Origin of the sequence: Pseudomonas sp. TH15, from assembly GCF_016651105.1 — a bacterium.
Classification (GTDB): domain Bacteria; phylum Pseudomonadota; class Gammaproteobacteria; order Pseudomonadales; family Pseudomonadaceae; genus Aquipseudomonas.
This window is the reverse complement of sequence record NZ_JAEKEL010000001.1, coordinates 926,361-950,595: the sequence shown is the minus strand read 5'-3', so window position 1 is coordinate 950,595 and position 24,235 is coordinate 926,361. Positions and strand designations below refer to the sequence as shown.

The following is a 24,235-nucleotide window of genomic DNA, read 5'->3' as shown; positions in this document are numbered from 1 at the left end:
CACCGCATGAAACGTACGCCCCATCTGCTCGCCATCCAGTCCCACGTGGTGTTCGGCCACGCCGGTAACAGCGCCGCGGTTTTCCCGATGCAGCGGGTCGGGGTGAATGTCTGGCCGCTCAACACCGTGCAGTTCTCCAACCACACGCAATACGGGCAGTGGGCAGGTGAAATACTGCCACCGCATCAGATTCCCGAGCTGGTGGAAGGCATCGCGGCGATTGGTGAGCTGGGCAACTGCGATGCGGTGTTGTCGGGTTATCTCGGCAGTGCGGCCCAGGGCCGGGCGATCCTTACGGGCGTGGCGCGGATCAAGTCGATCAACCCCAAGGCGTTGTATTTGTGCGATCCGGTGATGGGACACCCGGAGAAGGGCTGCAGTGTGCCGGTCGAGGTCAGTGACTTCCTGTTGGAGGAAGCGGCGGCCGTCGCCGACTTCATGTGCCCGAATCAGCTGGAGCTGGACAGCTTCTCAGGGCGCAAACCGCAGTCGTTGTTCGATTGCCTGGCCATGGCGCGAGCGCTGATGGCGCGTGGGCCGAAGGCTGTGCTGGTCAAGCATCTGGACTATCCCGGCAAACCTGAAGAGGTTTTCGAGATGCTGCTGGTGACCGCTGAAGGGAGTTGGCACCTGCGTCGGCCATTGTTGGCGTTTCCGCGGCAGCCGGTGGGCGTGGGCGACCTGACGTCCGGGCTGTTCCTGGCTCGCGTGCTGTTGGGCGACAGCCTGGTGGCGGCGTTCGAGTTCACCGCGGCTGCGGTGCATGAGGTGCTGCTGGAAACCCAGGCGTGCGCCAGCTATGAGCTGGAACTGGTGCGGGCGCAGGACCGGATCGCACATCCTCGGGTGCGGTTCGAAGCGACCCCGATCAGTCTCTGAGTTCGGCGTCGAGCCCATTCGCGAGCAAGCCCGCTCCCACATTGGTTCTGCTGAGTTGCACAAAATGTGTGCACACCGCAGAACCAATGTGGGAGCGGGCTTGCTCGCGAAGGCTATCTAAAGAACACCCTCAACCTGACTGAACAGCTCAGGCGTCGTCCTTGATTTCCTGATAACGCTTTTCCAGCTCCTGGCGAATCTGCCGACGCTGCTGGGCCTGCATAAAGCGACGCTTGTCTTCGCTGTTCTCCGGCTGCAGCGGCGGGACGACGGCCGGTTTGCGCTGGTCATCCACCGCGACCATGGTGAAGAAGCAGCTATTGGTGTGGCGCACCGAGCGTTCGCGGATGTTCTCGGTCACCACCTTGATGCCCACCTCCATCGAGGTGTTGCCGGTGTAGTTGACCGACGCCAGGAACGTCACCAGCTCGCCGACATGGATCGGCTCGCGGAAAATCACCTGATCCACCGACAGGGTCACCACGTAGCGGCCGGCATAACGGCTGGCGCAGGCGTAGGCCACTTCGTCGAGGTATTTGAGCAGGGTGCCACCGTGGACATTGCCAGAGAAGTTGGCCATGTCGGGGGTCATCAATACCGTCATCGACAGTTGGGCGTTTCCGGGTTCCATAGCGTTCTCACGGGTCAAGGCGGGTTTTCGGGAGCGCACCTCTGCGGGTGCGTAGTCGGCTTTTCAAAACCAACAGTTATCGGGACGCCGGGCAAGTGGCTGCCGTCACGCCTTGATCGATCTGTTTCCATATATTGCGCCGCCTTTCTGCCGGAAGTCGCGGTGTTACCCTTCAAAAGCCCATCCCAAGGACGATTCCTACGCCATAAGCAGATTTTTACTCTGGTTCAACAGACCTTTCCTGCGTCTGCCGTTTGAGCACTATCACCCAAGGAGCGCCATACCATGCATGCCATCAGTTTCATTCAAGACCTGGCAGTGATCATGTTGGTCGCAGGCGTGGTAACCGTGCTCTTTCATCGTTTCAAACAACCGGTGGTTCTTGGTTATATCGTCGCCGGTTTCATTATTGGCCCGCACACGCCACCGTTCGGCCTGATCCACGATGAACAAACCATCAAGACCCTCGCTGAACTCGGGGTGATTTTCCTGATGTTCTGCCTGGGCCTGGAGTTCAGCCTGCGCAAGCTCTTCAAGGTTGGAGCCACGGCGTTTATCGCGGCGTTCCTGGAAATCGTGCTGATGATCTGGATCGGCTACGAAATCGGCCGCTGGTTTGACTGGAACACCATGGATTCGCTGTTCCTGGGGGCGATCCTGGCGATTTCCTCGACCACCATCATCGTCAAGGCCCTCAACGACCTGAAGATGAAGAACGAGCGCTTCGCCCAGTTGATCTTCGGTGTGCTGATTGTCGAAGACATCCTCGGCATCGGCATCATCGCCTTGCTGTCGAGCATCGCAGTCAGCGGTACGGTCAGTTCCGGCGAAGTGTTCTCGACCGTCGGCAAGCTCTCGCTGTTCATGATCGTCGCACTGGTCATCGGCATCTTGTTGGTGCCGCGGCTATTGGCCTACGTGGCTAAATTCGAAAGCAATGAAATGCTGCTGATTACCGTACTGGGCCTGTGTTTCGGCTTTTGCCTGCTGGTGGTCAAGCTCGAATACAGCATGGTCCTCGGCGCCTTCCTGATTGGCGCGATCATGGCCGAATCCCGGCAGTTGCTGAAGATCGAACGTCTGATCGAGCCGGTTCGCGACCTGTTCAGCGCAATCTTCTTCGTCGCCATCGGGCTGATGCTTGATCCGATGATCCTGCTGCAATATGCCTGGCCAATCGCGGTGATCACCGTGGCGGTGGTGCTGGGCAAGATGCTGTCCTGCGGCCTCGGGGCGCTTATCGCCGGCAATGACGGACGAACCTCACTGCGGGTCGGGATGGGTCTTTCACAGATTGGCGAATTTTCCTTCATCATCGCCGCGCTTGGCATGACCTTGCAGGTCACCAGCAACTTCCTCTATCCGGTGGCCGTGGCGGTATCGGTCCTGACCACACTGCTGACGCCGTATTTGATCCGCGCGGCCGACCCACTGTCGATCAAACTGGCGGCAGCGGTGCCCAAACGTCTCGGTCGGGTGCTGGGGATGTATGGCGAGTGGCTGCGCAGCATTCAGCCGCAAGGCGAGGGCGCGCTGCTGGCGTCGATGATTCGGCGGATTTTGTTGCAGGTTGGGGTCAATCTGGCGCTGGTGATCGCGATTTTCTTCTCGGGCGCGTTTTTCGCCGAGCGTATGTCGGCTTACCTGCAAGGCTGGATCAGTGACCCGAGCTGGCAGAAAGCGTTGATCTGGGGTGGGGCGTTGCTGTTGTCGCTGCCGTTCCTGATCGCCGCCTATCGCAAGCTCAAGGCACTGTCGATGCTATTGGCAGAGATGGGCGTGAAGCCAGAGATGGCGGGCCGCCACACGCAGCGAGTGCGCCGGGTGATCGCCGAAGTGATCCCGATCCTCTCGCTGCTGGTGATCTTCCTGCTGCTGGCAGCCTTGTCGGCCAGTATTCTGCCGACCAACAAGTTGCTGGTACTGATCGCCGTCGTCGCGGCCGCCGTGGCGGCGCTGCTCTGGCGCTGGTTCATCCGCGTGCATACACGCATGCAGGTAGCCCTGCTGGAAACCCTGGACAACCACAAGGAATCGTCCGGGCATTGACCACCTGGGGCGTCAGGCGTATCAGCTTTCCAGCCAGACGTCCCGCGCCCAGTGCCACACCGATTCCCAGGTTTCTTCGGCAATCAGCTCTTCTTCGGCCTGCCACAGCACCACGGTGCCGTCTTCTTCAACCAGGTAGTAGTCGTCACCGTCCTGGCAGATCGGGATCATGCTGCGATCAACGCCAGCGTCCCAAGCGTTGGCGGCAACGTCCGGCAGATAGGTGTGGGATTGCGGGTCGGTGACAGTCACCGGCTCCAGGCTGCCGTAGACCACATCACTGACAGTCAGCAAAAATTCTCTGAAGACAAATGGAATGTCGATGAACAGTTGTTCTTCGATTTCCACGATCTGATCTTCGTCGGGCAACTCCAAGGGGACCGGTACCGGTTCGTTGGCTTCACGCAGTTGTTCGATGATTTCTTCCACGTCCGGGATCCTCTTGCTTGATGGCGCGGTTTAGTTGGGGCGGTTTATACAGTAGCTCGCTATAGATGCAACCGCGAAATAGAAAACCCCGGCCGAGGCCGGGGTTTTGATTGCGCCAATATTGCGACAGGTTTATTGCGCGTCGGTTCAGCCGTTCTGGCGGATACCGGCGACCAGCCAAGGCTGGTTCTCGCCCTGTGGACGTTCCATGTTCCAGCTTTCGCTGAACACTTCGCCCTGGTCGAAGCGCGAAGTCTTCGACACACCGCTGAAGGTCAGGGTGGCGATAGTCTTGTCCGCCCGATCATCCACGCCATCCAGTTGTACCTGGAGGTTATCGATGTAGGTGGACTGGAAGCCTTCGCCCAGATCTGCACGTTCGCGCTTGAGGAACTCCAGCATCTGCGGGGTCACGAACTCGGCGATCTTGTCCATTTCGTTGGCGTCCCAATGCTGCTGCAGGGACTGGAAGTGGTTGCGGGCCGCTTCGACGAAGCTCTGTTCATTGAACCAGGCCGGAGCATTGATCACCGGACGAGCGGCAGCAGGTGCAGCCGAACCGCCGAAGATCGAACCACTGGCAGGCTTGTTCTCGAACACTTCACGCTGCATCGGCGCGCCAGCCGGAGCCATGTGCTCCTGCTGCTTGCGGCGACGGGCGGCGATGAAGCGGAAGATCAAGAAGGCAATGACCGCCATGATCAGGATGTCGAAGATCTGCATGCCCTGGAAGCCACCGCCCATGAACATGGAGGCCAGCAGGCCGCCGGCAGCGATACCGGCCAGAGGGCCGAGCCAGCGCGAAGCACCGCCGGCCTTGGCCGCAGCGCCTGCGGCACCGGCAGCACCAGCGGTCGCCGCAGCGCCGCCCGCGGCGGAAGAAGGGGCCATTTGGCTGGTTTGGTGGGTCGGCGCAGCGCCGACGCTTTTGCCGCCACCAAAGCGCTTGGCGTTGGCGTCGAGGCTCATCGTCAGGCCGATGCACAACGCCATGGCGATGCTAAGAAAACGTTTCATAAAGGGAATTCCCATTTGTGGATGGCACGCGCGCCATGTTGCACAGCTGAAGTGACACTGGCTAGCGGCAGAGTGTTTCGGGCTTTTGCCTGACAGGTTGCGTTCAGCTACGTCGGGGCAATAAGGCCTTGTACTTTTGTCTGTAGGACAAGTGGATAGGTTCTGCCGGAAGTTTGCTCAGCGTCGCAACGCGAGCATTACCACTCCGGCGGTGATCAGGCCAATTCCGCCCCATTGGCGCAGGTCGAGTTTCTCGTCCAGCAGGATCACGCCGAGGACGGCCACCAACACCACACTGAGCTTGTCCACTGGAGCGACCAGCGAGGCCGGGCCGAGTTTCAGCGCGCGGAAGTAGCAAATCCATGAGGCGCCAGTCGCCAGTCCTGATAGCAGCAGGAACAGGTAACTTTTGGCAGAGATCGATCCTAATGACTGATATTGGCCCGTCGCGTACAAAATCAAGGCCAGGCTGACCAATACCACGATGGTGCGCAGGAGGGTGGCGAAGTCGGAATTGACATTTTCGATGCCGATCTTCGCGAAGATTGCAGTCATGGCGGCGAATGCCGCTGACAGCAGGGCCCAGAATGTCCAGGAAGAAAAAAAGCCTGAGCCCATCGACATATCCTTGATCAATCGCCAACACCTGACCCCGTGGGAGCGAGCCTGCTCGCGAAAGCCGCACTGCGGTTTATCAGATCAACCACGGTGACGTCATTCGCGAGCAGAATCGCTCCCCCAGAAAAGCGAAACCGGCTTTAGATCGCTTCGAGCTTGGCATAGCCAAGCATCAACCACTTGCTGCCTTCGCCAAAATTCACCTGCACCCGAGCCTGGGCCCCGGCGCCTTCGAAGTTCAGGATCACGCCGTCGCCAAACACTGAATGCCGAACAGCCTGGCCGAGGCTGAAGCCTGTGTCCGGGATTTCGCTGCCGCCGAACAAACTGCTGGAACTCTGCTGCTGACCACCGCCGAACGGACGGCTGACGCTGTTGGACAGCCGCACTTCCTGAATCAGGCCTTTGGGCACTTCACGTACGAAACGCGAGACCTTGTTGTAGGTCTCACTGCCGTACAGGCGTCGGGTTTCAGCGTAGGTCATGACCAGGTTCTGCATGGCCCGAGTGATACCGACGTAGGCCAGACGGCGTTCCTCTTCAAGACGGCCGGGTTCTTCCAGGCTCATCTTGTGCGGGAACAAGCCTTCTTCCATGCCCACCAGGAACACGTAAGGGAATTCCAGGCCTTTGGCGCTGTGCAGGGTCATCAGCTGAATGCTGTCTTCGTGTTCGTCAGCCTGCGTGTCGCCGGCTTCCAGCGAAGCGTGGCCGAGGAATGCGGCCAGTGGCGTCAGGTCCTCGTCTTCTTCTTCAGCTTTCTCGAAATTGCGCGCAGCGCTGACCAGTTCCTCAAGGTTTTCTACCCGGGCCTGGCCTTTCTCGCCTTTTTCCGCTTCGTGATAGGCGATCAGCCCGGACTGCTCGATGACCGTCTGGGTCATCAGGTGCAGCGGCATTTCCATACACTTGGCGGCGAGGTTCTCGATCAGCTCGATAAACCCACCCAAGGCGCCCGCAGCACGGCCGGTCAGGCCTTTGTTGGCGACCAGCAAACGCATGGCTTCCCACATCGACACATCGCTATGACGCGCGTGGTCGCGAATCGCTTCGACGGTTTTCTCGCCAATGCCGCGGGCCGGGACGTTGATCACCCGCTCCAGCGCCGCATCGTTACCACGACCTTCCAGCAAGCGCAGGTAGGCCATGGCGTTCTTGATTTCCGCCCGTTCGAAAAAGCGCTGACCGCCATAGATGCGGTACGGGATGCGCTCGCGCAGCAAGGCTTCTTCCAAAACGCGGGATTGGGCGTTGGAGCGGTACAAAATCGCGATATCACTGCGAGCCAAGCCGGTTTTCAGCGCGCTTTCGATGGTTTCCACCACGTAGCGTGCTTCATCGTGTTCGTTGAACGCGGCATACAGGTTGATTGCTTCGCCTTCGCCCCCATCGGTCCACAACTCTTTGCCCATGCGCCCGGTGTTATTGGCGATCAGGGCGTTGGCAGCCTTGAGGATGCCGGCGGTGGAACGGTAGTTCTGCTCCAGACGAATGGTTTCAGCGTCCGGGAAGTCGTCGGAGTACTGATAGATGTTCTCGATTTTCGCCCCGCGCCAGCCGTAGATCGACTGGTCGTCGTCGCCGACCACCATCAGGCTGTCGCCGCCCTTGGCCAGCAGCCGCAACCAGGCGTACTGCACGGCGTTGGTGTCCTGGAACTCGTCCACCAGAATGTGCCGGAAGCGCTTTTGATAATGCGCCAGCAACCCCGGGTTATCGCGCCACAGGTCGAGGGCGCGCAGTAGCAGTTCGGAGAAGTCGATGACACCGGCGCGCAGGCACGCGGCCTCGTAGGCTTCATAAATGCTGCGCATGGTGGCCAGGAACAGATCGCCGCTGGCTTGAATGTGTTGTGGGCGCAGACCTTCGTCTTTCTGCCCGTTGATGAACCACTGGGCCTGACGGACCGGCCAGCGTTGCTCGTCCAGACCCAGCTCGCGGATCACCCGCTTGACCAGCCGCTGCTGGTCGTCGCTGTCGAGAATCTGGAAAGTCTGGCTCAGCCCGGCTTCCTGCCAGTGCGCCCGCAACAAGCGGTGCGCCAGGCCGTGGAAGGTGCCGACCCACATGCCGGCCGGGTTTATACCCATCAGCTGCTCGATGCGATGACGCATCTCGGCAGCGGCCTTATTAGTGAAGGTCACCGACAGGATCGAGTGGGGCGAGGCGTTTTCGACCTGGATCAACCAGGCGATACGGTGCACCAGCACTCGGGTTTTACCGGAACCAGCACCGGCCAGGACCAACTGACGACCCACGGAGGCAGCTACGGCCTGGCGTTGGGCATCGTTGAGGGAGTTCAGCAGAAGGGAGAGATCATCGCGCATCGGGGCATTCTAGGGGGCAGCGTCACACCGGGCAAACCCCGCTTTGATTTAGCCGATGAAAGATGAAGGGAGGACGACCGGTCGGTCACTGGCTGCAAGCGGCGGCGGGGCTCGCTTGGACACTTTTATACCGCCGTCAGCGGTCGATACTTTGGTCTACTTTGTCACTTGGGGCGGTTTGGTCCCGGCCTTTGCTTGTGTATGCTCCGTGCACAATTCGGGCTCACCACGCTCATTATAAGAACAAGAACATTGCCTATGACCCTCAGCTCCGACCTGTCGGGCCCCTCTGTGGAGCCCCGGGTTATTCGTAAACAGTACGCTATGGAAATGGCGGTCGAACGCACGCGCCTGCTTTACCAGGGCTCGCTGTTGCCGACGCTGTTCATGCTAATCAACGGTCTGGTCTGCGCCGGTTTGCTCTGGAGCCCGCAACGCTATTTCCTGGTCAGCGTCTGGCTGGTCTGGTTGCTGTCACTGGTGGCGCTGCGAGTGATTCAGGTCGCGGCCTTCGATTCGGCGATTCCCAACCGTCAGGCCCATCCAGTCTGGATTCGCATGTTTTTACTGGGTTCGGCCATGACCGGCCTGACCCTCGCCGGTGCCGGCATTGCCCTGGTGCCCGCGGACACCTTCATCCAGCAAGCCTGGGTGTTCGGCCTGATCGGCGCCGCCGCTCTCTCGGCCAGCGTGGCCTACGCGGTCAGCCTGCCGGCATTTCTCTCCTTTACCTTGCCCTGCCTGTTGCCGCCCATCGGCTATATGTTCTGGGGCGGTGATGAACAGCAGCAGGGCTGGGGCTGGTTCGGGCTGATTTTGCTGGGCTCGTTGAGCGTCGTGGCCTGGCAGGTCAATCGGCTGATTGATCGCGGATTGTTGCGGCGCTTCCAGAATCAGGCGTTGATCGAGCATTTGCAGCACGCTCAAACCCAGGGCGACCAACTCAATTACGAACTGGCCAAGGAAATCGACCAGCGCCGCCGCGCTGAAGAAGAATTGCGTGAAGCCCAGGTCGAACTGGAACACCGCGTCGCCGAGCGCAGTCTGGAGCTGAGCGCCGCCACCGAAGCCTTGAGCAAAAGCGAGGCACGCCTGGCGCTGGCATTGAAAGCCAGTGAACTCGGGTTGTGGGACTGGAACCTGCAAACCGACGAAGTCCATCACACCCAGCTCCAGGAGCTGTTCGGCCTGGCGCCGGAGTACGTGACCGCCATGCTCAGCCACCTCAGGCCACGTCTGCATCCGGACGATGTGCCGTCCCTCAAGCGCGCGCTGGTCGAGCACTTGAAGGGCCGCAGCGAGGATTATCAGATCGAATACCGCGTGCGGCATGGCGACGGCCATTGGGTCTGGATTGAAGACCGTGGCCGCGCGGTGGAGCGCAGCGAAACTGGCCGGGTGATCCGCATGGTCGGCACTCGCCGCGATATCAGTGCCAGCAAAAGCCTGGAGGAACAGCGGCAACTGGCGGCCACGGTGTTCGAGGCAGCCAGCGAAGGCATCGTGATCTTTGACCCGAATTACGCGCTGATCGCCGTCAACCAAGCCTTCAGCCGGGTAACCGGCTACGACATCGAGGACATGCTCGGGCGCAACGTCGTGGAGTTGCCGTGCAGTCGGGATGCCCGCCGGCACTACACCGCGATTCATCAGGCACTGGAGCAACACGGCAGTTGGCAGGGTGAGCTGGTGGAAACCCGCAAGAATGGCGAGCTGTATCCGCAATGGCTGCAATTGAACGCAGTACGCGATTCTCGGGGAAAGGTTAGTCATATTGTAGGCTTCTTCGCCGATCTATCCGCCCGGCGCGAATCCGAAGAGCGTATGCGCTACCTGACCCATTACGACGAACTCACGGGCCTGGCCAACCGCTCGCTGTTCCATGAACGGCTGCGCGAGGCTCATCAGCGAGTGCGTCAGGGCGGTCGGCGCAGCCTCGCGTTGCTGCACATCAATCTGGATCGTTTCAAGCTGCTCAACGACAGCCTTGGCCATGAGATCGCCGACCAGCTATTGCAGAAAATGGCTCGGCGGCTGGTGAATGCGTTGCCTGAGGCGGACACCATTGCGCGGCTGTCCGGTGACGAGTTCGCGGTGTTGTTCGACGCCTACGGCAACTTGTCGAGCCTGGCGCGGGTGGCAACCCGGTTGTCGACCAAGCTGCGCTTGCCGTTGACGGTCGACGGCCATGAACTGGTGGTCAGTGCGTCCATGGGCATCAGCCTGTTGCCGGACAACGCGAGAGAAATTTCCGCGCTGGTCAGTCAGTCGAACATGGCCATGCAACATGCCAAGCACCTGGGCGGTAACAACTTCCAGTTCTACACCGACAGCTTGCAAGCCAGCACCCTTGAGCGTTTGCAGCTCGAGAACCAGTTGCGCAAAGCCATCGAAGAAAAGCAGTTGAAGGTGTTTTACCAACCGAAACTCTGCCTCGCCACCGGCCGGCTGAACGCCGCCGAAGCTTTGGTGCGCTGGGACCACCCGACAATGGGCTCGGTGCCTCCAAACGATTTCATTGGCTTGGCCGAGGAGACCGGGTTGATTGGCCCGATTGGCGAGTTCGTGCTGCGTCAGGCGTGCTGGCAAGCCTGCGAATGGCAGCGCCAGGGGCTTGAGCCAATCCGGGTGTCGGTCAACCTGTCGGTGCATCAATTGCGTCAGGGAAAACTGGTCAGTCTGGTGCGCCAGGTGCTGGAGGAAACCGGTCTGGCGCCGCACCACCTGGAACTGGAACTCACCGAAAGCCAGTTGCTGGACAGCGTCGAACACATCATCGCGACCTTCCAGCAGTTGCGTGATCTGGGTGTGAAACTGGCGATTGATGATTTTGGTACTGGCTATTCATCACTGAGCTACCTCAAGCGTATTCCAGTGGATTACGTGAAGATCGATCAGGCGTTTATCCGGGGCTTGGGGGAGGGCAGCGAGGATGCGGCGATTACCCGGGCGATCATTGCGATGGCGCATGGGTTGTCGCTCAAGGTTGTCGCAGAGGGCGTGGAAGACCAGCAGCAGCTGGATTTTCTGACCGCCGAGCGTTGTGATGAAGTGCAGGGTTATCTGATCAGTCGGCCTGTGGATGCCGCCGTTCTGGCCGGGCTTTTACGCGAACAGAGCAATCCGTATTAAGGGCTACATGCACGCCATCGCGCCTGAAATGGGGGGATGTTGTTACGCATTGAACGGGCAAAAAGCCGATTCATGTAGTATAACTACAAGCGTGCTACATCCCCGGCACCTGCCAATAACAAAGAGTCGACCCCTTTGAATCTGCTGCAACACATCGCCCAGTCACGCCACCTGTTACGCAAGTCGGAGCTCAAGGTCGCCGACCACGTGCTGCTTGATCCTGCGGCGGTGATGCACAGTTCCATGGCCGACCTGGCCCACAGTGTGGGCATCAGCGAGCCGACCATCGTGCGCTTTTGCCGCGCCATTGGTTGTTCCGGTTTCCAGGACTTGAAGCTGAAGCTGGCCCAGAGTCTGGCGGCCGGTGCGAGCTTCGGGCAGTTCGCAATTCATGAAGACGATTCGGTCGCTGACTACAGCCTGAAAATCTTCGACACCACGCTGCACACGTTGATGGAGGTTCGCGAGAAGCTCGATCCGGTCGAATTGCAGCGGGCGGTGTCGCTGATGTCTCAGGCCCAGCGCGTCGAGTTCTATGGCTTTGGCGCGTCGGGTGCGGTGGCGGCGGATGCCCAGCACAAGTTCTTCCGTTTGTTGCTGACCGCAGCGGCCTATTCCGACCCGCACATGCAGGCGATGTCGGCGGTAACGTTGAAGCCGACCGACGTGGCGATCTGTATTTCCCAGTCCGGGCGTTCCAAGGATTTGTTGATCACTGCGAACCTGGTGCGTGAAAGCGGCGCCTCGTTGATCACCTTGTGCCCGAGCCAGACGCCGTTGGCCGAGCTGTCGACCGTCAACCTGGCAATCGATGTGCATGAAGACACCGAAATCTACACGCCGCTGACCTCGCGCATCGCCCATCTGGTGGTGATCGACGTGTTGGCGATGGGCGTGGCCATGGCGCGCGGGCCGAGCCTGGTTAATCACCTGAAAAGCGTCAAGCGCAGCCTTCGTAGCTTGCGGTTGTCGCCCAAGTCGGTGAAAGCGCTGGACGACTAAGATCCAAAGATCGCAGCCTTGGCAGCTCCTACGGGTGTTCACATTCCCCTGTAGGAGCTTCCGAAGGCTGCGATCTTTGCTTTTGCCCCGCCTGCAGAACCCGGCAATATTCACATCCCTGTAACCCGCCCGCCGCCAAACCGTCATCCCCAGCGTTCATCGTGTAACTCCCGTAATCGCCTTGGGAGACTCGAAATGGCCCAGCCCTACGAAGAACGCAACAGCGCCCTGAAAACCCGTCGTCAGCAAGAAGACCAGCGCCGCATGGAATTCCGCCGCGCCATCGAAGATCGCTCCGAACGCCGTCAGCTTCTGGCCGAGATTGGCGATTTTCCTGACGAACTGGAACTCAACTACTGGCAGGCAGCTCCCGTAGCTTCCCGTCGAAACGCTCAACCAGCGCGCTGATCTGCACCCGTTCGCTGCGGATAAACGCAAGGAACGCGTGAGCCACCGGTGACAGGCGTTTAGCCTTGGCCTGCACCAGGCACCAGCTGCGATACAGCGGCAGTTCTTCGACCGGCAGCTCAATGAGTCCGCCGGTCGCCAACTCCAGGTTCAGGGCGTGGCGCGTCAACAGCGCGACGCCCAGACCCGCCAACACACATTCACGCTGGGCTTCGGCCGACGCGACCTCTTGGGTCTGGGTGAAGTGCACGCGCTTCTCTTTGAAATACTCTTCGCACGCCATCCGCGTACCGGACCCTGGTTCGCGCATCAGCAGCGTGTAAGGCTCAAGATCCTGCAAGCGCAGCGGCCCCATGTGGCACAGCGGATGTTCCGGCGGTGTCACGGCGACGATCGGGTTGTTAAGGAACGGCAGGAACTCCAGCCCCATGTCCTGCGGCACCATCGACATGATCACCAGATCATCACGGTTGTCCGAGAGGCGCCGGATGACCTGGCCGCGATTCACCACGGTCAGTTGCAGGTTCACTTCCGGGTGCTGGCGCTTGAACGCGGCAAACAAGTGCGGCACGAAATACTTGGCGCTGGATTCCACCGCCAGTTTCAGCTGCCCTTGCAGTGAGCCCTGCATGTCCGACAGCTGCATGTCGAGGTTTTCCAGGCGCCCGAAAATGTCTCGGCTGGCACGCTGAAGCGCTTCCGCGGCTTCGGTCATGTAGAGTTTTTTGCCGACGTAATCGAACAAAGGTTGGCCAATCAGCTCCTCAAGTTGACGAATCTGTAGGCTCACGGCAGGTTGTGTGAGGGACATTTCGTCAGCCGCGCGGCTGTAGGACCTCAAATCACAGACTTCATTGAAGATCTGCAATTGACGTAATGTCATACGCATCAAGGACTTACGCATTTTATAAGTAGTCTCGCCGCAGGCTGGTGATTCAACTATAAGTCTTTACTTATGCCTAACCCAATTATTAATCATTTTTGTTAATCCCTCATGGGGGCTAGTGTGGGGCTGCGACTAAATTGAAACATTTAGTCACGCGTCGACCTGGTCTAGCAGGTCGTGGGTACCACCGGCTCAAGGGAACCTCCAAGTGATAACAAAGATCCTGATCGCCAACCGTGGTGAGATTGCCGTACGAATCGTGCGTGCTTGCGCCGAGATGGGCATTCGTTCGGTCGCGATCTATTCCGACGCCGACCGCCATGCCTTGCATGTGAAGCGTGCGGACGAGGCCCACAGCATCGGTGCCGAGCCACTAGCGGGTTACCTGAATGCGCGCAAATTGGTAAATCTGGCAGTGGAAACCGGTTGTGATGCATTGCATCCCGGCTACGGATTCCTGTCGGAAAACGCTGAGCTGGCAGATATCTGCGCCGAGCGCGGCATTAAGTTTATCGGTCCATCGGCTGAAGTGATCCGCCGCATGGGCGACAAGACTGAAGCCCGTCGCAGCATGATCAAGGCGGGCGTACCGGTCACTCCCGGGACCGAGGGCAACGTTGCGGACATCGCCGAAGCCTTGGTTGAAGGCGACCGCATCGGTTATCCGGTCATGCTCAAGGCCACCTCCGGTGGTGGCGGCCGGGGTATCCGTCGCTGCGACAGCCGAGAAGATCTTGAACAAGCATTCCCACGGGTCATTTCCGAAGCGACCAAGGCCTTTGGTTCGGCGGAAGTGTTCCTGGAAAAGTGCATCGTCAATCCGAAACACATCGAAGCGCAGATCCTCGGCGACAGCTTTGGCAACGTCGTGCACCTGTTCGAGCGTGATTGCTCGATTCAGCGCCGCAACCAGAAGCTGATCGAGATCGCCCCGAGCCCGCAACTGACCCCGGAACAGCGCGCCTACATCGGCGACCTGTCGGTGCGTGCGGCCAAGGCTGTGGGTTACGAGAACGCCGGTACCGTGGAGTTCCTGCTCGCCGAGGGCGAGGTGTACTTCATGGAGATGAACACTCGGGTGCAGGTGGAACACACCATCACCGAAGAAATCACCGGCATCGACATTGTGCGTGAGCAGATCCGCATCGCGTCCGGCCTGCCGCTTTCGGTGAAACAGGAAGACATCCAGCATCGCGGTTTCGCGCTGCAATTCCGGATCAACGCCGAAGACCCGAAAAACAACTTCCTGCCGAGCTTCGGCAAGATCACCCGTTACTACGCACCCGGCGGTCCTGGCGTTCGTACCGACACGGCGATCTACACCGGCTACACCATCCCGCCGTTCTACGACTCCATGTGCCTGAAACTGGTGGTGTGGGCGCTGACTTGGGAAGAGGCAATGGACCGTGGCTTGCGTGCCCTCGACGACATGCGTCTGCAAGGGGTCAAGACCACCGCCGCGTACTACCAGGAAATCCTGCGTAACCCGGAATTCCGTAGCGGCCAGTTCAACACCAGCTTCGTTGAAAGCCACCCTGAACTGACCAACTACTCGATCAAGCGCAAACCCGAAGAGCTGGCCCTGGCCATCGCCGCCGCCATCGCCGCCCACGCAGGCCTGTGAGGAATATTCCAATGACCAAGAAAATCTTCGTTACCGACACCATCCTGCGCGACGCCCACCAATCGCTGCTCGCCACCCGCATGCGCACCGAAGACATGCTGCCGATCTGCGATAAGCTCGACAAAGTCGGCTACTGGTCGCTGGAATGCTGGGGCGGCGCGACTTTCGACGCCTGCGTACGCTTCCTGAAGGAAGACCCGTGGGAGCGTTTGCGCCAACTGCGCGCGGCGCTGCCTAACACACGCCTGCAAATGCTCCTGCGTGGCCAGAACCTGCTGGGCTACCGCCATTACAGCGACGACGTGGTTAAAGCCTTTGTCGCTAAAGCAGCGGTCAACGGCATCGACGTGTTCCGCATCTTCGACGCGATGAACGACGTGCGTAACCTGCGCGTGGCCATCGAAGCGGTGAAAGCCGCCGGCAAACATGCCCAGGGCACTATCGCCTACACCACCAGCCCGGTGCACACCATTGGGGCGTTCGTGGCGCAAGCCAAGCAAATGGAAGCCATGGGTTGCGACTCGGTGGCGATCAAGGACATGGCCGGCCTGCTGACCCCGTACGCCACTGGCGAACTGGTCAAGGCACTGAAAAGCGAGCAATCGCTGCCAGTGTTCATCCACTCCCACGACACTGCTGGCCTGGCCGCGATGTGCCAACTCAAGGCCATCGAAAACGGTGCCGATCACATCGACACCGCGATCTCCAGCTTCGCTTGGGGCACCAGTCACCCAGGCACCGAATCGATGGTCGCCGCCCTTAAAGGCAGTGAGTTCGACACCGGCCTGAACCTGGAACTGCTGCAAGAGATCGGTCTGTACTTCTATGCCGTGCGCAAGAAGTACCACCAGTTCGAAAGCGAATTCACCGCCGTCGACACCCGTGTGCAAGTCAACCAGGTACCGGGCGGGATGATTTCCAACCTGGCCAACCAGCTGAAAGAGCAGGGCGCACTGAACCGCATGAGCGAAGTGTTGGCCGAAATCCCGCGGGTTCGTGAAGACCTCGGCTTCCCGCCGCTGGTGACGCCGACCTCGCAGATCGTCGGCACCCAGGCGTTCTTCAATGTGCTGGCCGGCGAGCGCTACAAAACCATCACCAACGAAGTGAAGCTTTATCTGCAAGGTGGTTACGGCAAAGCGCCGGGTATCGTGAACGAAAAACTGCGTCGCCAGGCCATCGGCAGCGAAGAGGTGATCGACGTTCGTCCAGCCGACCTGCTCAAGCCGGAAATGACCAAGCTGCGTGCCGAAATCGGTGCGGTCGCCAAGTCTGAAGAAGACGTGCTGACCTACGCCATGTTCCCGGACATCGGTCGCAAGTTCCTCGAAGAACGCAACGCCGGCACCCTGACACCGGAAGTGCTGTTGCCGATTCCTGAAGCCGGTAGCGTGGCTTCGGCCGGCGGCGAAGGCGTACCGACCGAGTTCGTCATCGATGTCCACGGCGAAACCTACCGCGTCGACATCACCGGTGTCGGCGTCAAGGCTGAAGGCAAGCGTCACTTCTACCTGACCATCGACGGCATGCCGGAAGAAGTGGTGTTCGAACCGCTCAACGAATTCGTCAGCGGCGGCAGCAGCAAGCGCAAACAAGCCACGGCACCGGGCCACGTCAGCACCACCATGCCGGGCAACATCGTCGATGTGCTGGTCAAGGAAGGCGACACCGTGAAAGCCGGGCAAGCCGTGCTGATCACCGAAGCCATGAAGATGGAAACCGAAGTCCAGGCGGCCATCGCCGGCAAGGTCACCGCCATCCACGTGGCCAAGGGCGACCGGGTGAACCCGGGCGAAATCCTGATTGAGATCGAAGGCTGAGATAACGGCCTCGATACACCGCTTTAAACCTCGGGGGGGCATGTGCTCCCCTTTTTTTGCTTTTTCCCTGTAGGAGCTGCCGCAGCCTGCGGCAGCTCCTACAGGGATCGGTTAGAACGCCATGCGCCATTGGCCCATTACGGCGGTGTTGCGGCTGTCAGATGCGATGTCCCCGGTGACGCCCATGCCCAGCGTGTGGTTGGCGGACAGGGCCAGATCGAGGCCGGCATCGAGTGACAGGCTGTTGCGATCCAGTTGTGCTCCGGCGATTTCGAAATCGATGCCACCGTTGAGCAATTGCTGGCGGGTGTGCTGGTCGAGTTCGCCATAGGTGTGTTTCCAGCCTGTGCTCAAGCGCGGAGTCAGTTGCATGCCGTTGTCCAGGGTGTTGGTTTTTGCCACACGCAGGCCGAAGGTGCTGTTCAAGTTGTTTTGCGATTGCCCGTGGACTTTCAACGCCGCGTGGCCACCTTTTTCGCTGTAGCTGTCGCGTTGATAGCGCTGATAACCCAGATTGGCGAAAGGTTCGAGCGTGACGTCTCCCTCGCCGAAGTTGTAACCCGCTTCGGCGAAGGCCTGTTGGGTGCTGGCGTCGTAACTGCCTTTGAGACGATCGCTGAAACCATTGAACGCCACTCGACGTTTGCTGCTGCCATCGTGGCTGGCATAGGTGGCGCCGAAACGCAGCGCCAATGGGCCGTCCTGGCGAACGGCATACGCACCGACGTGCCAGCTGTCGAGGTCGCCGTCGGAGTGTCGGGCATCCAGCTTCGTCTGCGATTTACCGCCGATGATCCCGACATGCCATTGCTCGTCGAGGCGCCAGTCAGCACCCGCAACCAGACCTTGAGTCGAGTGTTTCAGCGTGCTGTCGGTATCACGATCAATCTTGCCGCCATTGCCCAGTGCCTGCACCCAGAGTCGGCCGTTGCCCTCACTGGCGCTGATCGAAGTTGAGCCACCGTCTAACTGGCGCATGGCAGACAGCATGCTGTCGCTGACCGGATTCACGGCGTTGAGCGTGGCTTTGGCGAGGTTGGCGTTGCTGCCGGCGGCGAGTTGTTCCAGAGCGATCGCAGCCGTGTCCAGGTTACTGCCGAGCAGGGCAACAAGGGCTTTGTTTGCTAATACGGGAGAAGGTGAAACCGAAACCCTCGCAGGCGCTGCGCTTGCGATAGGTTCTGGCGCTACAGCAGACGTTTGAGTAGCGACCGGTGTGGACGCCACGGCAGAAGCTGCTGCTGCCGATGGAGCGGAAACCGCTTGCAGGGCCGAAACCGTCGCCGGACCAGATGGCTGCGCAGAGGCGGTTTCGTCAGACGCTGGAGGCGTTAGTGGAACGGGCGCGGTATTGGGTGTCTGATCAATTCCTTTGGCAATCTCAAGAGCATTTTCCGAGTTCGCGACGCTTTCAACCGTCACACCATTTCGGCTGTACGTCAGCCCAACCGTCTTCTCATCGTATTTCAGCGTCGGCGTCATGAACGCCAGATCGTTTTCGATACGGCCGAATTCCCCGACGACTTTTTCGGCTTTCAGAATCGTATGCTGACTGCTTTGAGGGTAGTCACCGCCAGTGATCAACTGCAAAGTCGAATCACCCAGATTGGCCGTTCCGGTGACATCGACGGTCTTGCTGACGCCTTTCGCTTTGACCTCGTAAGCCAGAGTAGCGCTAGGCTTCAGGTTCAGATCGCCATTGACGGAAGGTGCGCCCAGCGCCTGATTAACCGTCAACAGTCCATGAACATTCAAAGTACCCGTTGCACCTCCACCCGCGAACTGACCCTTTTCATCGACGGTGACTGCGCCGCCAATGATTGCCCGGTTGTTGAGGCTGCCGCCGGCCGATACAAAGGCTCCTTCATTGATCCCGCCTTTATTGATCAGCGTGCCTTCGACCACGGCATGTCCAGCGATCACACCTTCATTGGTGAAGGTGGCTCCAGGGCGCACCACGACCCCGGCGCTGAAATCCGAAGGCGTATTTTTGGTTCGATTCCAGACGCCTTGTTTGACTTCCAGTCCATCGAAGTTTCGCGTTTCCCCCAGCGAACCCTTGGCAGCATCGAGTTGCAAGACATTCACGCCGCCAGCGCCATCCACCGGGCCTGCGAAGCTGCCGTTCCCTGTGACGATGAGCAAATCATCGCGGTCATCAAAAGGCTCGGCATAACCCTTGTTGTGGATCGGCGTTTTGCGCGTGTCGGGATCGTTGCTGAAGGACTCGAGTATCGCCGTCAGTGCGCTGGCTGTCGGCACTTTGGCAGGCACTTCTTCGGCTTGTGTGAATTGAACGCAGCCCACCGCGAGAGTGATGGCCAGCGCCAGTTGTTTCGGTTGGTAGAAGTGTTGAACGGGCATCAAGTAAGGCCTCTTTTGACAGGAGGCCAAACTCTAAATTGAAGGCCCGCGGGGCCGATGTCAGCTACTTCTCACAGGTTTGCGGCTTCTGTCAGTTTCCTCTGTGGAAAATTTCCGCGAGCGTGGGAACGGCTGGTTTTACCCCGCCGTTGCGGCGTGTTTTCCTACAGAAATTACAGATGTAACCCGCTGGCAAACTCAAAAACTCATCTGCCATTGCCCGATCAACCCGTGATTACGGCTGTTGCTGCCAATCTCGCCGCTGTAACCCACACCCAGGGTATGCCGCGCCGAGATCCCCACATCCAGTCCTGCTTCCAGCACCAGACTGTCACGATCCAGTGAACTACCATCGACGCTGAACGCCGTGCCACCCACCACAAACGCCTGGCGCGTCGAGCTGCTGACATCTCCATACGTATGCTTCCAGCCAGTGCTCAAGCGTGGGGTCAGGCTCATACCGTTTTCCAGCGTGCTCAGGTGCGCCAGGCGTACGCCGAAGGTGCTGCTGAAGTTGTCCTGGGTTTGCGCGTCAACCTGCAACGCGGCGACGCCGCCTTTTTCCTGGTAGCTGTCGCGGTGATAGCGCTGGTAGCCGAGGTTGGCGAAGGGTTCGGCGCTGAGTCGACCGCTGCCCAGCGCGTAACCCAATTCGGCGAAGGCTTGTTGGCTGTTGGCGTCGTAATCGCCTTTTGGTCGATCATTGAAACCGTTGAACGCGACGGTGCGTTTGCTTTCGCCTTGATGGCCGCTGTAGGCCGCACCGAGGCGCAGCGCGAACGGGCCACTTTGGCGTAGCGCGTAGACGCCGGCATGCCAGCTCTCGAGATTGCCGTCGACGCCGGTGGCATCCAGATCGGTTCTCGAATAACCACCGAGCACGCCCAGTCGCCATTGCGGGTTGAATGCCCAATCAGCGCCGAGCACGCTGCCTTTCGAGCGTTGTTCCAATCCGCTGTTGCCATGTTCGCCGTCGATTTTGCCGTAGCCGCCGATGGCTTGCAGCCACACACGACCTTGGGCGTTCGGGTCATTCAGGTTGCGCGCTTCAGACGGAACTCCGGTGGAAGCGAGAACGGGCGTATCCCGTTGATCAAGACCCATCAGCAAGCCTGCGCCACCGCCCATTTGCCGCATCGCCGAGAGCATGCTGCCGCCGATCTGGCTGCTGGCGCTGAGAGTCGCGCTGGTCAGGTTGGCGTTGCTGGCGCCGGCCAGTTGCTCGATGGCCGCGCCCGCCGTGGTGTTGGTGGTGTTGAGCAATGCGTTGTAGAGCACGCTGTTTCTGCCCATCGAGGCCAGGCTGTTGGCGGCGTTGCTGCCGTTGCCGGTGGCGGCGAACTGGTTGAAGGCGATGTCATTGCGGGTGTAGGTCAGATCGACCTGAGTCGGGGTGTAAGCGAGAGTCGGCGTTAGGAACGCGTAGTCGCTGGTAACCTTGCCGAACGTGCCGTTGATGCTCGCGGCTTGCAGTACGGTGTAATTGCTTTGCCATGGATAGGTGCCGCTGCCGGGGTTCACCGCCAGGGTCGCGCCATTCAGATTGGCGGTACCGCCGACCACCACCGGGGCGCTGCTGCCATCTGCATTCACGCCGTAAGCCAGGATGCCGCCGCTGCCGAAGGTCAAATCGTGAACGACGGTCGCGGTGCCGAGTTGCGTATTGGTCTGCAACGTACCGTTGACCAGCAGATTACCCACCGAACCGCCGCCGGCATACACACCGCCCGCGTCCACCGTCAGGCTGCCGGCGATGCCGCCCTGGTTGATCAGCGTCGCGCCATTGCGCACCGCGCCGCCGTCGCTGAAATCACCGCTGCCGGTCAGCGTCCAGACGCCTTGCTTGACCTCCAGCCATTCGAAATTGTGACTGGCGCCGAAACTACCGCCTGCCACGTCATCCATCACCACGCGGTCATAACCGGTGCCGCCATCAACCATGCCGACAAAGCGGCTGCCGTTGCGTAAGGTGAGGCTGTCGTTGCCACCCCCCAGGTCCAGCGCCAGGCCGTTGCTGCTGCTGATGGTGCCGCCGTTGATCACGTTGTCGGCAAACTCGCCGACGAATTTCACACCGAAACCGTCGAGGCCCTGAATCGTGCCGTAGTTTTCCAGGGTGGTCGCTGCCACACCTGAACCACCGCTGCCGTCGTCCACCAGGATCGCGCTGTTCGCGCCGCTGATCAGCGCACCTTTGGCGTTCAAAATATAGCCGCCACCCAGCGCGATGCCTTCACTGCCGTTGGCGAAACCACCCTTGTCCACACCACCCGCGCCGACGCCTTGAATGGTGCCGTAGTTTTCAATGTGGGCGATGTTGTCGATGTCCACACCATCGCCGTCACCGTTGGGTTGCAGCCCCGAATAGGTGCCGGTAATCGTGCCGTGGTTGATCACCGTGCCGTCGCCATCGGAACCGAAACCCGAACCGTTGCGCCCAGTGATCTGGCCGTAGTTGACCAGTGTGGCGCCAAGGTCGGTGGTGATGCCGTGGCGTCCGCCGGAAATGGTGCCGTAGTTGGTCACCGTCACGCCGGTCGCTGTATCAATGTCGATGCCGTCGAACTTCTCGTTGGCGTTATGCGAGTCGCCGGTGGAGATCTCGCCATAGTTGGTAATCGTCGCGTTGGCGCCGGTCTTCATGCCGTCGCTGGCGTCCCCCCGAATCAGCCCGCCCGCGCGGTTGATGATGGTGGTTTTCACGCTGGCGCTGCGCAGGGCATCCAGGTCCAGGCCTTGGCCAGTGGTGGAGCGGATGGTGCCGCTGTTATCGATCAACAGACTGCCGCTGGCGAAGTTGCTGTCGATACGCAGTGCATCGTTGAAACCAAGGATCTGCCCGCCACTGCGGTTGTAAATGCTGTAGTTGCGCGCCTGGGTCAAGTCGCCACTGCTGTCGATCGCCCGACCACCGGTGGACACGATCTTGCCCGAGTTATCGACCACCACACCTGCGCCGCTGGTGCTGTCCTTCAGGCTCACGGCCTTGCCACTGTTGGTGATGCTGCCGGGGGCGGAGATCATCAGGGTGTCGCTACCGCCGAGGGTTTGCGCGGTCGTGGTGGCGGTGTTGATCTGCACGGTTTTGGCGTGGACGGCGCTGGCGCTGATCAGCAGGGCGATAGAGAGCGCCAGGCGTTGGGGCGAGAAGGGCATGAGTGGACAGCCTTTTTGTTATAAGCGGGCCGTCTGGTATAGCGGAGGGGTTTTACAGAAATGTGGCTTTGGGAAATGAAATCGTTTGCAGATGTTTCCGAGTGTCCGTCACTCGTGGGAGCGCGGCTTGCCGGCGATGGCGTTCGTAAGATTGTCATCGTCGGATCACCGCCCGGAGCAAGCTCAACCCCTACGAACGGCTCAAATACGCCTTCCCATAATGCCGCTCCATCCGCGCCTGAATCAGCTCCAACCCAATCGACATCACCCAATAAATCACCGCCGCTGTGGTCAGCATCTCGATATACCGATAGCTCGAGCGCCCATACGACTGCGCCAGAAACATAACCTCCCAAACCCCCATTACCGAGATCAGCGACGAGTCCTTGAGCATGGAGATGAATTGGTTGGTGGTCGGCGGGATGATGGTGCGCATGGCTTGGGGCAGGGTGACGCGCCAGAAGATTACGGTTTCGCGCATGCCCAGGGCCAGGGACGCCTCGCGTTGGCCATGGGGGACGCCGAGGATGCCGGCGCGGAAGATTTCGCTGAGGTAGGCGCCGTAGTTCAGTGACAGGGCGATGATCCCGGCGGCGATGGCGCCCGGCACGAAACCCAGTTGCGGCAGGCCGAGGTAGATCAGCAGGATTTGGATCAGCAGCGGCGTGCCGCGAAAGAACGACGCGTAGAAACTCGCAATCCCGAACGCCACGGCGCTTTTCGACAGCCGCGCCAGTGCGGTGATGAAACCCAGCAGCGACGAGGCGACGATTGAGCACAGGCACAGAAACAACGTCAGCGCCGCCCCTTGCAAGAAGCCATTGGGCGCCAGGTGCAGGCCGACGAGGTTGGGCAGTTTGTCGAGGATGATCGAGAACTTCAGGTCGAAGCTCAGGAAGAAACTGGCGAACAAGCCGAGCATCGCCGCCCAGGTCAGGTACAGCCGCGTGCGGAAACCGAACATCCGTTGCAGCCGCGACTCAGCTACCGGTTGCGGTGGCTGGGGAGGTTTTGGGAAAGAAGTCATTTGCTGATATCAGCGCCGATCCATTTTTGTGAAAGCTTGCTCAGAGTGCCGTCCTGTTTCAGCTGGGCGAAGACTTCCCGCACCTTGCCATCCCATTGCGCGTCACCCTTTTCGATGGCGACCGAGTTCGGCTCCGAGTACAGCGGGTCGCCGGCCAGTTTGAAGCGTTTGTCTTCGTTAAGGCGCGGTTGCGCGGTCACCAGGTTGGTGAGGATCGCGTCCAGTCGCACGCCAGCGCCCAGGCCCAAATCCTGGAATGCCACGTTGTCGGTATCATACGGGGCGATCTGCACGTCCTCGAACGGGTACTGCAATTTCGTGTCCTCGGCGCCTTCGATCACCAGGTTTTTGTTCAGGTAGCTTTCGTAGCTGGAGGCGCTGGTGAGGCCGACTTTCTTGCCGCTCAGGTCCTTGGCGTTGTGAATGCGGTCATCCTTGGCGTTGACCACGATCACCGCCGGCGAGGCGTAATACTCCACCGGGAAGTCGAAGACTTCGGCGCGGGCCTTGCTCGGGGTCATGGAGCAGATGCAAATGTCGTAGCGACCGCTCCAGCGGCCGGCGGCAATCACGTCCCAGGACGGCGTTTCGAGGCGCAGTTTCACCCCGAGTTTCTCGGCCACGGCTTTCGCCACATCGACGTCGAAACCGTCGAGCTGGTTCTGGTCATTGAGGAACGAGAACGGTGGATAACTCTCCATCAACACGCCCACCAGTTCTTTCTTTTGCTCGACGCGATCCAGCGTGGCGCCGCCAAAGGCTTGGGTAGAGGCAGCCAGAATCGTCAGGCCCAAGGCCAGTAGCGGTTGGATTTTCATAGTCGATCCCTGATAAATAATGGTTGTTATTAACCGAATGGTGCGTAT

17 protein-coding genes are annotated in these 24,235 nt (G+C 59.9%); 7 read left to right on the top strand and 10 right to left on the bottom strand.

All coding sequences use genetic code 11. The features are described from left to right. Positions 1-6: 6 nt before the first annotated feature. Positions 7-879, top strand: a complete 873-nt coding sequence (gene pdxY, locus JFT87_RS04375; RefSeq protein ID WP_201199143.1) for a pyridoxal kinase PdxY — start codon at positions 7-9, stop codon at positions 877-879. Positions 880-1,027: 148 nt separating this feature from the next. Here pdxY and JFT87_RS04370 read toward each other — a convergent pair whose 3' ends face one another. Then, positions 1,028-1,510, bottom strand: a complete 483-nt coding sequence (locus JFT87_RS04370; RefSeq protein ID WP_201199141.1) for an acyl-CoA thioesterase — start codon at positions 1,508-1,510, stop codon at positions 1,028-1,030. 285 nt (positions 1,511-1,795) lie between these two features. Between JFT87_RS04370 and JFT87_RS04365 the strand changes: the two genes are divergently transcribed. Beyond that, the gene (locus JFT87_RS04365) at positions 1,796-3,559 is read left to right on the top strand and encodes a cation:proton antiporter (RefSeq protein ID WP_201199139.1); all 1,764 of its coding nucleotides are present in this window, start codon (positions 1,796-1,798) and stop codon (positions 3,557-3,559) included. A 21-nt stretch (positions 3,560-3,580) separates the two neighbouring features. Here JFT87_RS04365 and JFT87_RS04360 read toward each other — a convergent pair whose 3' ends face one another. From JFT87_RS04360 to uvrD, 4 genes are all read right to left on the bottom strand, one after another. Continuing rightward, on the bottom strand, positions 3,581-3,988 hold the full coding sequence (locus tag JFT87_RS04360; protein ID WP_007943369.1) for an SMI1/KNR4 family protein: 408 nt from the start codon (positions 3,986-3,988) through the stop codon (positions 3,581-3,583). 147 nt (positions 3,989-4,135) lie between these two features. Then, positions 4,136-5,005: a Tim44 domain-containing protein gene (locus JFT87_RS04355; RefSeq protein ID WP_201199137.1), complete on the bottom strand. Its 870-nt coding sequence runs from the start codon at positions 5,003-5,005 to the stop codon at positions 4,136-4,138. A 177-nt stretch (positions 5,006-5,182) separates the two neighbouring features. Next, positions 5,183-5,623 (bottom strand): EamA family transporter, encoded by a 441-nt coding sequence (locus tag JFT87_RS04350; RefSeq protein ID WP_201190686.1) that lies wholly within the window; start codon positions 5,621-5,623, stop codon positions 5,183-5,185. Positions 5,624-5,763: 140 nt separating this feature from the next. Further along, positions 5,764-7,950, bottom strand: coding sequence for a DNA helicase II (uvrD, locus tag JFT87_RS04345; protein WP_201199135.1), 2,187 nt, complete (start codon positions 7,948-7,950; stop codon positions 5,764-5,766). A 258-nt stretch (positions 7,951-8,208) separates the two neighbouring features. On the opposite strand from uvrD, the gene JFT87_RS04340 reads away from it, so the two are divergent. From JFT87_RS04340 to JFT87_RS04330, 3 genes are all read left to right on the top strand, one after another. Then, on the top strand, positions 8,209-11,082 hold the full coding sequence (locus JFT87_RS04340; RefSeq protein ID WP_201199134.1) for an EAL domain-containing protein: 2,874 nt from the start codon (positions 8,209-8,211) through the stop codon (positions 11,080-11,082). Between the two features lie 135 nt (positions 11,083-11,217). Next, positions 11,218-12,084: a transcriptional regulator HexR gene (hexR, locus tag JFT87_RS04335; RefSeq protein WP_008027445.1), complete on the top strand. Its 867-nt coding sequence runs from the start codon at positions 11,218-11,220 to the stop codon at positions 12,082-12,084. 195 nt (positions 12,085-12,279) lie between these two features. Further along, entirely contained in the window at positions 12,280-12,492 is a 213-nt protein-coding gene (locus JFT87_RS04330; protein WP_201199133.1) for a PA3496 family putative envelope integrity protein, read from the top strand. On the opposite strand, the gene JFT87_RS04325 is transcribed toward JFT87_RS04330, so the two are convergent. Then, entirely contained in the window at positions 12,434-13,396 is a 963-nt protein-coding gene (locus JFT87_RS04325; protein ID WP_201199132.1) for a LysR family transcriptional regulator, read from the bottom strand. The two genes, JFT87_RS04330 and JFT87_RS04325, sit on opposite strands and share 59 nt — an antisense overlap. Positions 13,397-13,586: 190 nt before the next feature. Between JFT87_RS04325 and JFT87_RS04320 the strand changes: the two genes are divergently transcribed. Both JFT87_RS04320 and oadA read left to right on the top strand, forming a co-directional pair. After that, a complete protein-coding gene (locus JFT87_RS04320; RefSeq protein ID WP_201199131.1) occupies positions 13,587-15,002 on the top strand; it encodes an acetyl-CoA carboxylase biotin carboxylase subunit in 1,416 nt (471 codons plus the stop codon). Between the two features lie 11 nt (positions 15,003-15,013). Further along, the gene (gene oadA / locus JFT87_RS04315; protein WP_201199130.1) at positions 15,014-16,822 is read left to right on the top strand and encodes a sodium-extruding oxaloacetate decarboxylase subunit alpha; all 1,809 of its coding nucleotides are present in this window, start codon (positions 15,014-15,016) and stop codon (positions 16,820-16,822) included. A gap of 111 nt (positions 16,823-16,933) precedes the next feature. Here the strand turns inward: oadA and JFT87_RS04310 are convergent, their stop codons facing one another. From JFT87_RS04310 to JFT87_RS04295, 4 genes are all read right to left on the bottom strand, one after another. Further along, entirely contained in the window at positions 16,934-19,186 is a 2,253-nt protein-coding gene (locus JFT87_RS04310) for an autotransporter outer membrane beta-barrel domain-containing protein (RefSeq protein ID WP_201199129.1), read from the bottom strand. 198 nt (positions 19,187-19,384) lie between these two features. Then, complete coding sequence (locus JFT87_RS04305) at positions 19,385-22,342, bottom strand: autotransporter outer membrane beta-barrel domain-containing protein (protein ID WP_201199126.1); 2,958 nt, start codon at positions 22,340-22,342, stop codon at positions 19,385-19,387. Between the two features lie 190 nt (positions 22,343-22,532). After that, positions 22,533-23,369, bottom strand: a complete 837-nt coding sequence (locus JFT87_RS04300; protein WP_201199119.1) for an amino acid ABC transporter permease — start codon at positions 23,367-23,369, stop codon at positions 22,533-22,535. Beyond that, positions 23,366-24,187, bottom strand: coding sequence for an ABC transporter substrate-binding protein (locus JFT87_RS04295; RefSeq protein WP_201199117.1), 822 nt, complete (start codon positions 24,185-24,187; stop codon positions 23,366-23,368). The genes JFT87_RS04300 and JFT87_RS04295 overlap by 4 nt, the downstream gene beginning before the upstream one ends. Positions 24,188-24,235 lie beyond the last annotated feature (48 nt).

What these genes read in the sequence shown, in the direction of transcription:
- JFT87_RS04295 (WP_201199117.1), bottom strand. Translation starts at nt 24,187, where the DNA reads ATGAAAATCCAACCGCTACTGGCCTTGGGCCTGACGATTCTGGCTGCC.
- JFT87_RS04355 (WP_201199137.1), bottom strand. Translation starts at nt 5,005, where the DNA reads ATGAAACGTTTTCTTAGCATCGCCATGGCGTTGTGCATCGGCCTGACG.
- JFT87_RS04300 (WP_201199119.1), bottom strand. Translation starts at nt 23,369, where the DNA reads ATGACTTCTTTCCCAAAACCTCCCCAGCCACCGCAACCGGTAGCTGAG.
- JFT87_RS04310 (WP_201199129.1), bottom strand. Translation starts at nt 19,186, where the DNA reads ATGCCCGTTCAACACTTCTACCAACCGAAACAACTGGCGCTGGCCATC.
- oadA (WP_201199130.1), top strand. Translation starts at nt 15,014, where the DNA reads ATGACCAAGAAAATCTTCGTTACCGACACCATCCTGCGCGACGCCCAC.
- JFT87_RS04330 (WP_201199133.1), top strand. Translation starts at nt 12,280, where the DNA reads ATGGCCCAGCCCTACGAAGAACGCAACAGCGCCCTGAAAACCCGTCGT.
- JFT87_RS04350 (WP_201190686.1), bottom strand. Translation starts at nt 5,623, where the DNA reads ATGGGCTCAGGCTTTTTTTCTTCCTGGACATTCTGGGCCCTGCTGTCA.
- JFT87_RS04325 (WP_201199132.1), bottom strand. Translation starts at nt 13,396, where the DNA reads ATGCGTAAGTCCTTGATGCGTATGACATTACGTCAATTGCAGATCTTC.
- JFT87_RS04305 (WP_201199126.1), bottom strand. Translation starts at nt 22,342, where the DNA reads ATGCCCTTCTCGCCCCAACGCCTGGCGCTCTCTATCGCCCTGCTGATC.
- JFT87_RS04370 (WP_201199141.1), bottom strand. Translation starts at nt 1,510, where the DNA reads ATGGAACCCGGAAACGCCCAACTGTCGATGACGGTATTGATGACCCCC.
- JFT87_RS04365 (WP_201199139.1), top strand. Translation starts at nt 1,796, where the DNA reads ATGCATGCCATCAGTTTCATTCAAGACCTGGCAGTGATCATGTTGGTC.
- JFT87_RS04340 (WP_201199134.1), top strand. Translation starts at nt 8,209, where the DNA reads ATGACCCTCAGCTCCGACCTGTCGGGCCCCTCTGTGGAGCCCCGGGTT.
- uvrD (WP_201199135.1), bottom strand. Translation starts at nt 7,950, where the DNA reads ATGCGCGATGATCTCTCCCTTCTGCTGAACTCCCTCAACGATGCCCAA.
- pdxY (WP_201199143.1), top strand. Translation starts at nt 7, where the DNA reads ATGAAACGTACGCCCCATCTGCTCGCCATCCAGTCCCACGTGGTGTTC.